14 protein-coding genes and 2 pseudogenes are annotated in these 15,059 nt (G+C 36.9%); 11 read left to right on the plus strand and 5 right to left on the minus strand.

Annotated elements, in window-relative coordinates; genetic code table 11:
* Positions 1 to 395 precede the first annotated feature (395 nt).
* The 3 genes and pseudogenes from HQN88_RS38695 to HQN88_RS25205 all read left to right on the plus strand — a co-directional run bounded on the left by HQN88_RS38695 (position 396) and on the right by HQN88_RS25205 (position 2,196).
* A complete protein-coding gene (locus HQN88_RS38695; protein WP_173117997.1) occupies positions 396 to 530 on the plus strand; it encodes a nucleotidyltransferase domain-containing protein in 135 nt (44 codons plus the stop codon).
* Positions 531 to 634: 104 nt separating this feature from the next.
* A pseudogene (locus tag HQN88_RS25200) lies at positions 635 to 1,033 on the plus strand (SMI1/KNR4 family protein).
* 422 nt (positions 1,034 to 1,455) lie between these two features.
* Positions 1,456 to 2,196: a DUF4352 domain-containing protein gene (locus tag HQN88_RS25205; protein ID WP_173117713.1), complete on the plus strand. Its 741-nt coding sequence runs from the start codon at positions 1,456 to 1,458 to the stop codon at positions 2,194 to 2,196.
* A 239-nt stretch (positions 2,197 to 2,435) separates the two neighbouring features.
* Here HQN88_RS25205 and HQN88_RS25210 read toward each other — a convergent pair.
* A pseudogene (locus tag HQN88_RS25210) lies at positions 2,436 to 3,639 on the minus strand (IS110 family RNA-guided transposase).
* Between the two features lie 584 nt (positions 3,640 to 4,223).
* Between HQN88_RS25210 and HQN88_RS25215 the strand changes: the two are divergent.
* Positions 4,224 to 4,568, plus strand: coding sequence for a hypothetical protein (locus HQN88_RS25215; protein ID WP_173117714.1), 345 nt, complete (start codon positions 4,224 to 4,226; stop codon positions 4,566 to 4,568).
* Between the two features lie 1,015 nt (positions 4,569 to 5,583).
* On the opposite strand, the gene HQN88_RS25220 is transcribed toward HQN88_RS25215, so the two are convergent.
* The gene (locus HQN88_RS25220) at positions 5,584 to 5,724 is read right to left on the minus strand and encodes a hypothetical protein (protein ID WP_173117716.1); all 141 of its coding nucleotides are present in this window, start codon (positions 5,722 to 5,724) and stop codon (positions 5,584 to 5,586) included.
* 271 nt (positions 5,725 to 5,995) lie between these two features.
* Here HQN88_RS25220 and HQN88_RS25225 point away from each other — a divergent pair, with 271 nt between their 5' ends.
* The 7 genes from HQN88_RS25225 (at position 5,996) to HQN88_RS25255 (ending at position 12,189) form a co-directional block, all read left to right on the plus strand.
* On the plus strand, positions 5,996 to 6,379 hold the full coding sequence (locus HQN88_RS25225; RefSeq protein WP_173117718.1) for a hypothetical protein: 384 nt from the start codon (positions 5,996 to 5,998) through the stop codon (positions 6,377 to 6,379).
* Positions 6,380 to 6,437: 58 nt separating this feature from the next.
* Entirely contained in the window at positions 6,438 to 6,944 is a 507-nt protein-coding gene (locus tag HQN88_RS25230) for an ATP-binding protein (RefSeq protein ID WP_173117720.1), read from the plus strand.
* The gene (locus HQN88_RS25235; protein WP_173117722.1) at positions 6,938 to 7,519 is read left to right on the plus strand and encodes a hypothetical protein; all 582 of its coding nucleotides are present in this window, start codon (positions 6,938 to 6,940) and stop codon (positions 7,517 to 7,519) included. The genes HQN88_RS25230 and HQN88_RS25235 overlap by 7 nt, the downstream gene beginning before the upstream one ends.
* Before the next feature lie 1,116 nt (positions 7,520 to 8,635).
* Positions 8,636 to 9,073, plus strand: a complete 438-nt coding sequence (locus tag HQN88_RS25240) for a hypothetical protein (RefSeq protein WP_173117724.1) — start codon at positions 8,636 to 8,638, stop codon at positions 9,071 to 9,073.
* 170 nt (positions 9,074 to 9,243) lie between these two features.
* Positions 9,244 to 10,218: a hypothetical protein gene (locus tag HQN88_RS25245; RefSeq protein WP_173117726.1), complete on the plus strand. Its 975-nt coding sequence runs from the start codon at positions 9,244 to 9,246 to the stop codon at positions 10,216 to 10,218.
* Positions 10,215 to 11,510, plus strand: coding sequence for a hypothetical protein (locus tag HQN88_RS25250; protein WP_173117728.1), 1,296 nt, complete (start codon positions 10,215 to 10,217; stop codon positions 11,508 to 11,510). The genes HQN88_RS25245 and HQN88_RS25250 overlap by 4 nt, the downstream gene beginning before the upstream one ends.
* Positions 11,511 to 11,514: 4 nt before the next feature.
* Positions 11,515 to 12,189: an ABC transporter ATP-binding protein gene (locus HQN88_RS25255; protein WP_173117730.1), complete on the plus strand. Its 675-nt coding sequence runs from the start codon at positions 11,515 to 11,517 to the stop codon at positions 12,187 to 12,189.
* Positions 12,190 to 12,477: 288 nt separating this feature from the next.
* Here the strand turns inward: HQN88_RS25255 and istB are convergent, their stop codons facing one another.
* From istB to istA, 3 genes are all read right to left on the minus strand, one after another.
* The gene (gene istB, locus HQN88_RS25260; protein WP_173117732.1) at positions 12,478 to 13,221 is read right to left on the minus strand and encodes an IS21-like element helper ATPase IstB; all 744 of its coding nucleotides are present in this window, start codon (positions 13,219 to 13,221) and stop codon (positions 12,478 to 12,480) included.
* Complete coding sequence (locus tag HQN88_RS37845; RefSeq protein ID WP_246320449.1) at positions 13,222 to 13,449, minus strand: hypothetical protein; 228 nt, start codon at positions 13,447 to 13,449, stop codon at positions 13,222 to 13,224.
* Between the two features lie 116 nt (positions 13,450 to 13,565).
* The gene (gene istA / locus HQN88_RS25265; protein WP_246320450.1) at positions 13,566 to 14,549 is read right to left on the minus strand and encodes an IS21 family transposase; all 984 of its coding nucleotides are present in this window, start codon (positions 14,547 to 14,549) and stop codon (positions 13,566 to 13,568) included.
* Positions 14,550 to 15,059 lie beyond the last annotated feature (510 nt).

Raw genomic sequence — 15,059 nt, forward strand, 5'->3', positions numbered from 1 at the left:
AGTAGAGCGTCCTCCTGGATGATGGAATTAAAGGGCTTTTGACCCGTAGCGTACTTCCATCGTACAGAGGCGCTCCTTTTTTTACAAAGCTGAAATTTATCCATCTACAGGAATCTAACGGGTAACTATAGTTCAATCCAAGACAAGGCAACTGACTTACAATCAGTTGCCTTTGTCTTTTAAAGTAACGAAAAGTTGAATAAGATAATTCTCTACCAAGTATGCTGATGAAATATTAATTTATAATAAACATAAAAGAGCTGTAGGGGGTTCCTATAATGACGAAGAATATAGAAAATAACCCTTTCACGGATTTGGATGATCAAACGCAAAGTCAATTGAAAATACTTGGTGAGCTAGCTGTGGTTTTCTCTTCAATTCATGCATATTTCTAGCTGCGCGGAGGTTGGGCAATAGACTTTTTGCTCGGAAGGGTTACCCGACTTCATAAGGACCTAGATCTAGTTACATGGGTACGGCATAGAGAGGAGCTAGAACAAGTGCTAAATTTCATGAACAATTACATCTAAAAAATGGTAATATCTTAAGTAAAAGCTAACAGAAAGGGGCTCTTACTTTGGAATTTTGGAATCAGGAAAGTGATTACTTCAAGTTACAACCCCTTACAAAAGAAATGGTAGCAAATGCAGAAAAATAATTAAAAGTCAAACTACCCGAATCCTTAATAGCCTTACTGGAGAAGCAAAACGGAGGATACATTAATTTTGATGCACATCCCACTTCGCTTCCAACTAAATGGGCGGATGATCATATCAAGGTTGATCACATATATGGGATAGCTCCGAATGAGGGATTACTACAAAGTTCTTACTTAATCAGTGAATGGGGACTACCAAAGAAACTTATCATCATATCAGGCGATGGTCACTGGTGGATTGCTTTAGATTACCGCAATTGCAACGAAGAACCTCCAGTAATATATATTGAGAGCGATGGCGGATTCACGATTCAGTTGGCTAATAACTTCGACTCATTTCTAACGGGTTTATGTAATTGGGAATATGAAGATTAAAAGATTTATTTTATTACGACGGGTAACGTTTGTTCAATATAAAACGAAAACGAGGCAGCCGATATGAATCGGCTGCCTCGTTGACGTAACGGTAGACTATAGTTAAGGATCAGCCTATGTGGCTGATCCACTTTAGTATATTAGCTAACGATCAAACGATTAACATCCATATAAAGGATATGCTTTATTAGAAACGAATATTAAAGATACAATAATTTATCCAAAGTATTAATTCCTTTTTGTTAGCAGACGTAAGCAGGAGATTCTTTAAGACAGGAAGGAAAGTATGAATGTTAGAAACACGATGGCTAATAGCAAGGAACTTCCTGCAATAGGATTGGCTTTGACTTTTTGGAATTTAAGATAAGTGTTTTGAAATTATTAGTGTGCAACGGCACGAACTCGCTATCGGAGGCTTGAATATGAAAAGATATATTATGTTAATTTGCTTATTAGTCCTAATATCAATAATATGTTTAACCGCTGGTGTCATTGCTTCCCCGGGGATAAAACTTTTTATCAATGGAAAAGAGGTAATAACGGATGTTAGGGTTGTAGATGGAAGTAGCTATATTCCTATTAGTGATGTTGCTAATTGGATAGGGCATGAAAATACTTGGATAGATGGTGAAAAAAGCGAGTTGTACATTGGCAAGAAGGGCTCCTCGACCTTTGGTAAATCTTTTCAGAACCCTGCGCCTATTCATACAGAAGTTGTTTTTGAAAAGTCTACTCCCTTTGAACAGTACCAAGGCGCTATCCAATTAGATGCAGTTGTGAGAGGAAACAAAGCCCTTAGTATGTTGAAAGAAGTAGAAGACTTACAGCAAGGTGTTTGGGTTGAAACATCGGATACCTCTAAGGTTGACCCTGAAGAGAGAGAGATTCTTCTTGCAAAAGTCACCATCAAGCTTACGAGTACTTCTGATAAAAATCAATCACTTCGAATTAGTAATAATGATTTTCAGCTTGTCTCTTCCAATGGAAAGAACTATAGACCAATACTCGTTACTCCCCCAAGTCCATCCATATCTACAAACTTAGTACTTGGAAATCAACATACTGGATGGGTCGCTATGCAGATTGATAAAAACGAAAGCACACCTATCTTAGTATTTGGTTCAATCTTGGTTGATGGTGCATGGTTAACAACGAATGAATGATTAGTTCCATAAAAAACAGGCGAATATGAGATACTACGGAGGAACGTTTGTTCAATATACAAAACATTGGGAGCTGCCGGCACGATGGGCAGCCTTTCGCTCAGCTATTCCAGCTAATAGCTTGTCAATATTTAATTATTAATAGTAGTTTCATGAGATGGTATACTTTAAAAAGTGCATGGGAAAGAACCGTCCTATTAAGCACGGATATAGATTCCATATATTTCTATTTTTGTTATTCACTCTAAACGGAATGCTTCCTTAGTAGTTAAGATGGCAAAAATCCAGTGAATGAGTTTATTCACACATGCAATTACTGCTACTTTGAATAGCTTTCCTTCAGCACGTTTCTTATCATAATAAGTCCTTAATTTCTTATTTCTATTACTACGAATACCGCATCTTACAGCTTGATACAAGGCAGTACGAAGCCTCCTGGAGCCGTGCTTAGTGATTTTATTTTGGGTAGCTACAAACTTACCTGAAGAAAAAACACTTGGATCAACACCAGCAAAGGCCACCAGTTTCTTTGCGTGATCAAACCGATCGATCTCACCAATCTCAGCTAAAATTGTTGCAGCAATCTTAGTGCCAATTCCGGGTATCGATTGAATTAAATCATATTCAAGTAGCTCTTCAGCCAGGCCATCTACCGATTTATTAAGGGTTGATAGATGATCCTGGTATTGAAGAAGCAATTTGATGAGCAGATGCATAGAGATTAAATGGCTTGAAAAAGCCGTCTCCTTAAAGGGATTTCGCTTTGCTGCCGCTACTAAGACTTGAGCACGTTCCAAGCTCCATGAGACGGATTTGCCGCGTCCAGTAAAACTTTGAATTGCATTAGTAATCTCCAACTCAGACATTTCTAGGACTTCTTTTGATGTTGGGTGTAAAGCCAAAAATCGAAGGGACACCTTTGAATAAAGATCACCAAACACGCCATGATATTCAGGGAAAACTTGATCAAGAATAGCCTGAAACTGTAGTTTTGCTTGGACATACATACCTGTTAAAGCTTCATATTGGCGTGTTAGAAAGCGTAAATTCATGAGATGCTGCCCCCCGCTTTTTGTAGGGTTCAAACTCTTCTTTATAGAACAGTGTCCCTAATAAATGGGCATCTGCGGCATCCGTCTTTAACCGTCGCAAATTGGTTTTCTTAGCGTTATGTGAGATTAAAGGATTAATGACGATGTTCAAATACTGGTGCTCATCCAGAAACTGAACAACGGGGCTTTGATAATGACCTGTTGCTTCCATAACAATGGCAGGACGAATCCCCGCTACCGATTCGACACTTCTAATATAACTTAGAAAAGACGCTAGACCTTCTAGATCATGATTAAATCTAAAGATCTTCCCATGAGGTACTCCACGGTCTAAAAAAGCTTGTGCATGGCTCTCTCCCTTTGAAACATCCACACCAATGACTGGATTCATGACATCACTCCTGTAATATTTTTCACCGGTAACCCCTAACCTTCTTGTCTTCCACACTATCGCATGTGATACGGGATTCATTTCCCAACCAGCCTAACCATGGTTGAACAAGTAGGGGGGATGAACTGAATAGCTCTCGGAATCCAAGTCCCACGGGCAGAAACGTTCGATCCCCGGCTACCGCTATAATAAGACCATACAAAAATGAGGTCTACCAGAAAGATCTGGTGACCTCATAATACGATCGGGCAGAAGAGCGTGGCTGTATTTCCAGTACTTAGGCAGTAGAAAGTAATTCTTGACCTCATGATACGAACGGGAGGAAAGCGTAATCCCTCCACGAATACATTAGTTAGGGTCTTCTTTACAAAGTCCGCAATAAGAATGTTCTACGACATCACAGAACGAATTAGTTTAGTAAAACTCTCAGACCAAGGGAGAATAACCATTGGCCATGGCCAATAATAGCTCTCTAAATAGCAACCCTTTTATATAAAAAGATATATAGAGTGCACTTGGTTTGCTTTATAACGATATTTTAAGTATGAAATAAATGGTTTAGTTTTCACGGGAGGGGGCTAAAGATGGTTAGAAAACAAATTTGGAAAGTAAAAATTGAAACATTAACTATATTGACTAATCAGAAGAATGTACCCTTAGTCTCATTTGTTTATATTCCTGGTATTGCTTGCGATGAAGTCCTAAAAAATCTAGTAAAGAGGTTCAAAAATGCAGATGTCAAGGTACGGACGCTAACATCTAAAGCCATGCCAGCATGCAGAGTTACAAAGTGTGGAATTTCAACTCGAAATCGACTTGTGAAATATTTGGAAAAAGGAAAAACAGAACCGTTTGGTCTCGTTTCTCACAATCTTGCGGAACAATCAGCTCTTGTTTTCGAGAGATACAAGTATATGCTAAAGGACTAAATAAATTATTTATTTAATGAGGGGATATTAGGTATGAATAAACAACTAATTAAAGGTTTGAAAACCCAGCAGTTTGGATCAAAAAAGGCCACTTAGGATGTGCTATAAGAGTACGTACTGCCTCAATTATTTTACGCCGTTCTTTATCGAAAGCTGTCTATATTGGGCCATCAATTGATGGTGTAGACAAAGAATATTTTAAAATTGTGAGTGGAAAAGTAACTGGTCGTAAACCATCTTTTGTTAAATAAAGATATGTCATTGTGCTTTATATTTGTTACTTATTTTGATATAAGATTTAAATTCTCTTCCTACGATATTATGAGCGCGGAGAAATAGGATGACTTGAGTACAAGATAAATTCAGTAGATGCCGCGACGTTGCGGCATTTTTATTTTGAAGCAATGAGTTCTTGTTAAAAGTCAGTGGAATTATTGCTTTATCCAAATTATAGAAACTACATTTTGTTAGCGAGTAATAAGTACCCTATCTTGATTACTAGTAGGCCGGTATAGGTTTAATTAAAAAGAAATAAATAATACCAGAAATTATCACAACTTTAATGATAAACTTTACTTTGTTTTTGAGTTGAGTTCGAATCTTACGTCTAGATAATTCCATAATAGTGGAATGGGAGTAAGAGTCATTCATAAATTCTTTAATTGTAAATGTTTGAGATCTCATTTTTAACCCCCCCAGAAGTTTAGTACTAAGTTCATTTTATGTTAAAGTTACGTTGTCCTAAAACAAACAACTGATAATAAATTGTAAGGTTCTGGTTCTGAAGTAGTTACATCTGCTCAGGAAGGGAGCTGTATTGAAAAAACTCTTTTTGCATTTCATTAGAGTAAATAGCAACTGTTAAATCGTTGATTAGAGTTCCGAGTTCAAGGAATTTTGTATTGTGGTTTCAGTGAAGAGGTGCTTGAAGTGCTGCAGGCAGGGAAAAACATCCAAAATGATCGAGGTGAGCATACTGGCATTTGGAACGTAGGGCGGCCGTTATACTCGCGACTTAAACTTGTATACCTATTTCCTTCAGCCATTTTTTGATTATCTTACCAACGTCCACAGGCGAGTAACCGTTTCGAATCGTCTGTTGTCCTTGCCGTGCTGTTGCATTTCGATACGACGGATCGTTTACCAATTTACGCATATTGTAGGTCGCATGATCGATGTCAGGTTCTGCCAAGCTGCTCAGTCAAATGTATATCTGGGCTGTAAACGTAGGTATATTAAACTGAATATGGACATCCGGAATACTGCATTCGGCCGATCCAGCGTGATATGCTACATAGTAAAATTATTGTTCGCCTAAAAGATTACATCGATCAAATTGTGAACAAAATTAACTATTAAATTGAATTTATGTAATTTTAAAATGTACAATGGGATTGTGAAATACCATATCCCATAAGGCATGCATATTGCATTTGAAAGGAAATGAAGCAGATTTGTATAAATCGGTCATAAGAGACAAAAAGTTTTTTGTTCTTGTTGTTGACGGAGTCTACGAAACTTCATTAATGGAATTACCAACTGAAGGGCTTGCAGATAAAGTTGCATATGAACTTCAAACTGCGTGGGATCAAGGTGTAGATTGGGGAGCTTATCAAAAGCAAAGAGAAATTGATAATGCTGGCAGCGATAAAGAAATGGCTGATGCTCTTCAGAAAATTAGAAGCATGGATGCTGAAGAGAGAGAAGCTTTACAGTTAAGAAAAAATAAGCGATTTAACCGAATTCAAAAAGTTGTTGAAGCGAGAAGATGGAGAAATGTATTAAGTTGGAAAACCGACGAGTTAAAATAGGTTTGAGAATTATTTTTAAAATTATTTGAATTCAGCAAATTAAGGATGTGAGTACGCATTGAGGCACAATCTTAAAGAAGAAATATTGAATCTTATGGAATCTAGACAAGAAGATAGTTTCTGGGATTTCAAGCAGAAGTTTCATTCAAATTCAGCTGCACTACTTCATGACATAATTTGTATGGCTAATAATCTTGTTGACCGGGACGCATATATCATTTTTGGTGTTGCTGATAAAACTTTCGAGGTAGTCGGGGTAGAGAATGATGAAAATCGAAGAAATCAACAACACATGATTGATTTGTTGAAACACAAAAAGTTTGTATCCGGGATTAGGCCAAGGGTGGAGGTAAAGACTTTAATTTTATCCAAGCATGAAGTTGATGTATTAATAATTAAGAATAGCATTGATACACCACATTTTTTAATTGAAGATTTCTCTGAAAATGGAAAAAGGATCGAGCAAATTACATCTACACCCGGGTTGGTGACACTAACACTGATATTGATAGAAGTGCGGATATTAATAATATTGAGTATCTCTGGAGAAAACGTTTCTTGCTGACAAGATCTCCGTTGGATCACATCATTAGGAGTCTGGAAAACAAAAACGAATGGAATAGCGATGAAAATATTTACTTCAACATTTATAAACCGGAGTATACAATTACGCTGGAGGATTATGAAGATAATCGGAAATTGATTCCCGAGTTCTATTCCTATGCGGTAAGTAATCCATCAACTATGTACCATTTACTAAGTATTAAATATCATGGAACTCAACTTTTCGGGAGCCAAGTCGTGATACTTGATAGCGGAAGGTATATTACGCCTACGCCTGATTGGGAGTTTATTCATTTTGGGGAATATCGAGTACATTCAGGTTACGGACTAAAATATTTTATTGAAGATAGTCCAACATATAAGTTAAACGAATTCTTATATTACGAAGATAATTCTGAGGCTAGTTTTGCACGAAAGAGATTCTTTGAGGTCGTTCTCTTATTTAAGGATTGTTTGGAAAAGGAAACGTTTCTTGAGTACGTCCGTATTTATAAAGACGATTTCTTTCTTAAAATGGAAGCCTTAGAAGGTGAATGGTCATGGATTGAGTCAAGCACCCAGCGACAGCAGGAGTGAGTATTTCGGTGCGGCAGAGCCGCTGGGTTAATGAGTGAGAGCCACGTTGTTAATGAAATAGAGCAACCCTCTCGGAGGTGAGAGCCACCGCGAATAGATCTCCAAAGATATAAATATGGTCCCATTCACGATACAAATAGAGTCGTTCAACCAATGATGATACGAAGCAGATCTGTTTATTGCCGAATATCGTCGTTGTGAATTTGCCCCCAAGGGTAAAGTATATGATTTTTCATTTTCTTAAAGTTAATTGTTCGCAAAAGCAAATCGGTGCAAATGAAAAAGCGATTGAACTATAGTTCACAACTTTTTCGCTACTTTTTATTAAAATTTTTTAAAATTGAAATGGCTTGTTGGTTTGTAGGGACCAAATCACCTGCTACTGATCGTAGATAAATAATAGGGATGTATCAAAGAACGTCCATTAACTAAAATAAGAAAATATGTCTTGACTATTTGTCCTTTTTTTTGTTGAATCAGGTGTAATAGTAATACAGCGTCTGAATATTAACCTTAGTCTAATACATTATTTTTTACTTTACCCGTAAGTTTGCCGCGTGGCATTGTTATGCTTCCTATAAAGCGAACGCCATTACTCTTTATGAGTATTGGCATTTTTTACGTTTTAGGGAAATTTTTAAATCTAAAAAAAATTACTATTTTAAGCGGTAAATAGCAAACGGCAAGCATTTACTTCCAAATTCTGATTGAGTAATTAACTTTGTAAGATTCTGATGTGTTATAAAATAGATTTGTTAATTTGTTAGTCATAGCTCATCTTCCGTGAAAGTAATTGGTCAGTACATCAACTTTCTTTTTGGTAAACTTCTATAAAATCTAAGTCAATCTGCATCTGCTTGCCGGTGTTCGCTTCAAGCTTGTGAAAGCATTCCATCAGCGGCGACTCCCCTTAGTTTTCTCAGCGTTTAACGAATAGTCCCTTAATTTTCACCTAGGTCAGATCAATACTGTTTCAATAATAAATGACAAATCAAATAACAAAATTGGGATAATATGCCTATGGTATTCATGCCTAGTAAAAGGTATGATTTGGAAGTTGCTTGTATTAATATACAAGTATTCTATCAATCTACTATTTTTTAGGAGGATTTAAAGATGAAAAAAAGTATTAAAATGATTCTGGGTACTTCCGTATTAAGCCTTTCACTTTTAGCTAGTGCAATTCCTGGTTTTGCTTCCACTGTTACAGAGCAAAATGCTTCAGGAGGTTGGAGTGAATCTGGAGGCTATTATACCAATTCCCCAGTGGGTATAAGTGCTTTCTCAAGTACTTCTCCCGAAGAGCACCATGGTGAGCGTAAGTCCCGAGATGTTAATCCGGGTGGAGAGCCAGTATATGAGTATGCATCATATGGATATACTGTTTGGCAAGGGGAATATCATTATACAACCGCTCAGATAGAAAAAACCAATGGCACTGTTAAAACGACAAGCGGTAGACAGTGGGGGACAGGTGGCACAACGGCGTTGTCACCATATTATTTACCTGGTATTTTTGAAAACATTGAAGCTAGAACGTATTGGGGCAATTAGTAAGCATACCTTAACTTCTTAAATTGGATTTATACTTTACTATAAGCAAATTGAAGTAGACCAATGAGGATGATATGAATGAGTATCTGATTCATAAATATGAGGAATAAAAGCTACTTTATCTATTAAAGTAGCTTTTACCTTTATTTCAGTGAAATGAGGAAAGTAACATGTTTACACTCAAAAGAAAAGACATCGTATTTACTTTTGTTTTTATTTGTCTTTATTCCCTATGTTTTTGTTTTCTAATATATACGGATAAACAAGAAAAATTTCACGAATTGTCAAATGAACTGTATACCAATCACCATGCTGTTTTAATGAATAAAGACGATGATCAGGATTTGTTAACAACAAACCAACTTTCAAAAGCAAATTACAGAATTTTTATAGAATATAACGATACATATCGTTTGTTATATGAAAACTTGGGTGACTGGTCGCCTCCAATAATATCTGGGCGCTTCTTTTCAAACACTGATAAAGGAGCAAAAGCGGTTATTGGAAAAGAAATGGAGAAATTTATTAAAGAATATAACGGAAAAAAATATATAACTTTTCAAGGAGAAGACTTTGAAGTGAATGGTATTATGGGAGCTCCATTCGCAAGTTCGACAGATTATCTTATTTTACTTTATAAACCCAATCCAATTCCTATACAATCTGGCACAAGAATAATTATAGATAGTGATAAAAAATCAATAGTTACTGAAATTGCAAATAATATTTTAAATACAAATTCATCGGTTATGCTTAAAGAAAGTACACAAAAGGGACTATCCAGAACGGCAAATATACCCTTCATTTACAAATTGCTAATTTTTGAGTTTTATCTTCTTTTGTTCCTTAGCATTATAGCCTGTTTAAGATATTGGTACGAAAAAGAAAAGCATATCATGTACGTTTTATTCTTATTAGGTTTTTCGAAGAGAAAAATAAATGGCCAGTTATTCTTGAAAGTGTTTTTGAATATAGTTGCTTCAGGATGTATTACTGTTACTTTATTTTTAATTTCAGATTCAAAATCTATCATTTTACTTAAACAAATGGTATGGATAATTATTCTATTTATTTCTAGCGCATGTCTTTCATTGGGAATATTTTTACGGTCAAGTAATTCTAATCGAGGTGTAAATAGACTGTGAATATTAATGAACTTAAATTTTATTTTAAGAAGTATAAAATTCTAACAATGTGTCTTTATCTGCAGATCACTTTGTTTTTTATTGTATTGGGAACTTTTATTGCATTTGTGGAGGAATTGGACTATGAAAGCAAAAGTCTTCAGCAAATTTATGAAGGAAAAGCCATATTTCAGTTACTTGATGGTTATTATGATGGCAATAAATATAAAGAATTCATTAGTCAACCTGATTACCTAAATCGATTGAAAAAATATTACACTGAGCTTAATACTACAACTGACTTTCGATATCTTGCAATGTTTGATCACCATATTCTATTAAAGGATAATGGAATACCTCAAGAGTTTATTGAAGGTTATGAAAGCGGTAGTAAAAAGCATCAGGAAAAAATAAATAATACTTCATATACAGCAGTTAAATCTTTTCAGATGAACAAGCAAGCTCTGGAATATTTCGGATTAACTACAATTGAAGGATCAACATGGAACGAAAATGATTTTAAAGAATCAAAAATAATGCCTGTTTTGCTAGGTTCCTCATATCGGAGTGTATATAGTATTGGTGATGAAACAACAATAAATTATTATAATAAAACTTTAACTATAAAAATCACTGGATTTTTAAAGGAAAATAGTAAGCTTTACTTCAAAAATAACACTGAGTTTTACCTGGACAAATACATAATTCTTCCTTATAGAGACTATGGAGATCCGGCTTCAAAAACTGATGAGTTATTTCAACAAATTAGTTATTTTGCTATGATCAATGGTTATATTGTAACAGACAATAGTCCATCAATAATCCAAAACATGATGCAAAGAATAGAAGCAATCGCTAAAAAAACTTCTTTTGAAAATTATTCATTTATTGGTCTGAACCCACATTTCCAAAAATATAGAGGCTTAATGACAGTAATACAAGAAGATAAAATTTTAATACAATCTATATTTGTTTCTACATTCATTTTAAATTTAATTATTATTATCATAATTTTGTTATTACAGCAAAAAAGGAGGCTATCATCCTTTGCTATACATTATATAAATGGAGCAACTAAAATAAAACTTGTAAAAATGCTATGGATAGAGATCAGCACTATCTTATTTGCTGCTTATCTAACTAACTTTATAGTTCTAGATAAAATATTAAAAATCGGAGATTATAAAACGCAATTTTACTTGTTACTCCTTTGTATTACTATGAGTCTAATAATTTGTATTTTGCCAGCTCGACAGCTTATTTTTAATCCAATTACAGATTACTTACATAATGAATATGAAGGAGGTAAATAAATATATGTTACTTGAACTATCTGGGATAAACAAAAGCTTTAAAAATGGAGGGCAGTACGAAAACATTTTAGAAGATTTAGATCTTAAGATATTTGAAGGGGAATCAATTGCTATTAAGGGGAAAAGCGGTTGTGGAAAATCGACTTTATTAAATATCTTAGGAGGGTTGCTTCCACTAGATAGTGGACAAATGATGTTTAATGGTACAGATATATCAAAATTGACTGAAAATGAACAGGCAGAGTATCGTAGAAAGAATGTCGCTTTTGTAACGCAAAATTTTCATTTGCTTGATGATAGAAATGTTTACGATAATATTGCGCTTCCTTTGCTATATCTTAGAATACCAAAAAAACAAATAAAAAGTAGAGTTGAAAAAGTATTGCACGATTTGGAAATTGAACATGCTATGAAACGAAATATTTCAACATTGTCAGGTGGTGAACGCCAGCGAGTTGCGATCGCACGTGCCATTGTAAAAGAACCATCTATACTTCTTGCAGATGAACCTACGGGCTCATTGGATGAGAAGACCGAGGAATCCATATTGAGTATTTTTGATACTCTACATCAAAAAGGAATGACGCTTGTTATTGTTACCCACGATGATTCAGTTTCAAGTCATTGCCAGCATATTTATGAACTACATCATAAAAAATTGCATTTTGTGAGTTGCTGATATTTTTTCAAGTTTGACTGTATTAATTGATTTAATTAATCCAATGCTGATTCAAAAAAGAAGCACAATTGACCAGGAGAGTAGACTCTCCTGGTCAATTGTGCTTTTTTGCTTTGCAACAATGAATACTGGCGGTGTGGAAGAACCAAAATCGAAATCAGAAAAATTTAATAAGCTAATGGTTGACCACCCAGCAGGAAGTGCTGTATCGAATTTAGATTGATCAACACCTTCGTTAACATGAATGTCAAGAGACCGAATTTGTGTCGCTGGATTGCAATGCTGAGCTTAAATCAACTGTGCTTTTCGCTTTCTCATCGAATCTTCGCCGTCGATGAGTATGTGATAGGAATTATGAACGATACGGTCTAATATAGCGTCTGCCATGGTGTGTTCTCCGATTTTATCGTGCCATCCTTCGGGAGCGAATTGAGAGATGAAAATCGTTGAAGCATTCTGATGCCGAGCCTCAATGATTTCCAGCAGATCTCTAGACTCTGTTATGGTCAAAGGAACCAGAAGCCATTCATCAATGATGAGAAGACTCACTTTCTTGTAGTTGGCGATAACTTTTTTGTAATTCCCTTCTCCTCGGGCTATGGCCAGGTCAGTTAATAGCTCCGGTAAGCGAATATACTTGGTTGCATAAAGATGGCGACAGGCGCCGTTTCCAAGCGCACAGCCGATAAAAGTTTTACCAGCGCCTGATGCCCCCATGAGAATGACGTTTAACTTTTCATGAATGTAATTACCCGTTGCGAGCCTTAGGATTTGGGATTGCTCTAAACGTCTGTCGGTATGATACTCAATGTCCTCCACACAAGCGTTTGGATAACGAAGCGTTGCTTTCTTGATGAGTCTGTTTAATTGGTTTGACTTACGCCTTGCCCATTCCGCATCTACTACTAGTCCGAATCGTTCTTCAAACGACAAACTGGCGTATGAGGGATTTTTCATCTGTTCACGCAAGGATTCTGCCATGGCACTTAGCCGCATTTCATTGAGTTTGGTGATCGTTGTGTTGGTTAGCATTTATGATTTCCTCCCATAGTAGGTTGAGCCGCGAGTCAAGCCATGCGGACTAACGGATGGAGGGTTTGGCTTTTCGATTGTGGCGGCTTCCTCAAGTGTGTCTTGGCCTGATTTGAGTATGGTGCTGATTTGTTTGTAGCTTGGATTCGGCGTGTAGCTGAGAGCCCGTGCACAAGCGGACTCGAGCCGAATCAGCGAGTACCGGTCTGCTAATTTTAGTACGCCCATGCACGCTTTAAATCCTTGTTGCTCCACACGATGGCCAGCGAGAATAGCCTGGATTGTGGCGCTTGCATGGGGGCCTACTTGTTTAGCCCACGATACAAAGCGTTCTGCATTCCATTCTACAAATTGTTTATGCTTTTGTACGCAGTAAGGGGTAGCGGCTGCAGGGTGTGCTTCTCCTCGTCAAGAAATGCACTATGCCTGCTGCCCGGCTTTTTCTGGAAGGGTTTGCGATTGAATGCATCCAGTTTGTCTGCGATGGCCTCATTCAATTCACTGAGAGAGAAGAATGTATTCTTGCGTAAAGCAGCGAGGATCCAAGTCGATATGATACCAACGGTTCCCTCTACACTTGGCTTATCTTTCGGCTTTCGAACACGAGCTGGAATGACGGCTGTATCGTAATGCTCAGCCATTTCTTGATAAGTTTTGTTAATGACAGGGGAATACCAGGAGGATTGTTCTACACCGGTTTTAAGGTTGTCCGGCACTAGAATTTTGGGGACGCCTCCAAAATGAGTAAAGGCATTTACGTGGGCAGAAATCCAACTCTCTTGATTCTGAGATAGGAAGCCCTCTACATAAGCATATTGGCTGCACGGAAGTGCGGCGACAAAGATGTACACAGGAAGTATTTCTCCCGTATCTCGGTCCACTAAAGTGGCGGTCTGACCGGCCCAGTCGACTTCCATTTGCTCGCCTGGCTTACGCTGAATATGCATCGTAGCCTTTGTCGTGGCAGCATATTTACGGTAGTAATTACAATATTGGGTGTACATGAGGGGGATCTCTCCGCCTAAGCGACAGTTCTCACAATATTCGCTCCAGAGCAAGCTAAGAGTAACGCCGCTCTTGGCTAATTCCCGATGCATATATTCGCAATCTGGAACTTTTCGCGAAGATGCCTGAGCCTTCTCAGGAAACAAGAGATACTGAAGGTCAGCTTCTACCACATCCTCCGGTAGTGGCCATGATAGCTCCTTTTCATTTGCACGTTGTAACACCTCGGAGACGGTGTTGCGTGAGCATTGAATACTTGAAGCGATACTACGCTGGCTCAGCCCCATGCTATTGAGCCTTAAAATTTCTCGATACTTGGTCATTTCGATGACCTCCCGTTGGTATTTGTGCACTTGCTAGGCAGACGCACATCTGTACATTCTACCAACGGGGTGGCTCTCTCTACTAACATAGTGGCTCTAATAGATTAACGTGGTGGCTCTCACTCATTAACTCGATGGCTCTATGGCACCGAAATATTCAGGAGCAAGTAGTTAGTAGATTGAAAACGGGAAAAGTACTGAATCAGATGCTTAAAGAATATAGACAAAAATACTGATTTTTTTGTTTTTGATAATTAAAACAAAGTAGCACGTAACTCAACTTATTACAGTGCACCAATAAGATTAGACATTGGAAAACCCAATTGGGAAGTCCTGTGGCGATTCTATTTGGTGTGTTTTCTGTTTATAAGGGATTATCAGCTGTCCTAGTAACTTTAAAAATTGTGCCTAATCAGTCTCATTTCATAGACGAAAATAATTAAGTAAAGATATATTTAGACAGTATAATTTTATGATTATAGCAGCATGTAGACATAGTATATAAACATA

Source organism: Paenibacillus qinlingensis (assembly GCF_013204845.1).
In the GTDB taxonomy this organism is placed as follows: domain Bacteria; phylum Bacillota; class Bacilli; order Paenibacillales; family NBRC-103111; genus Paenibacillus_E; species Paenibacillus_E qinlingensis.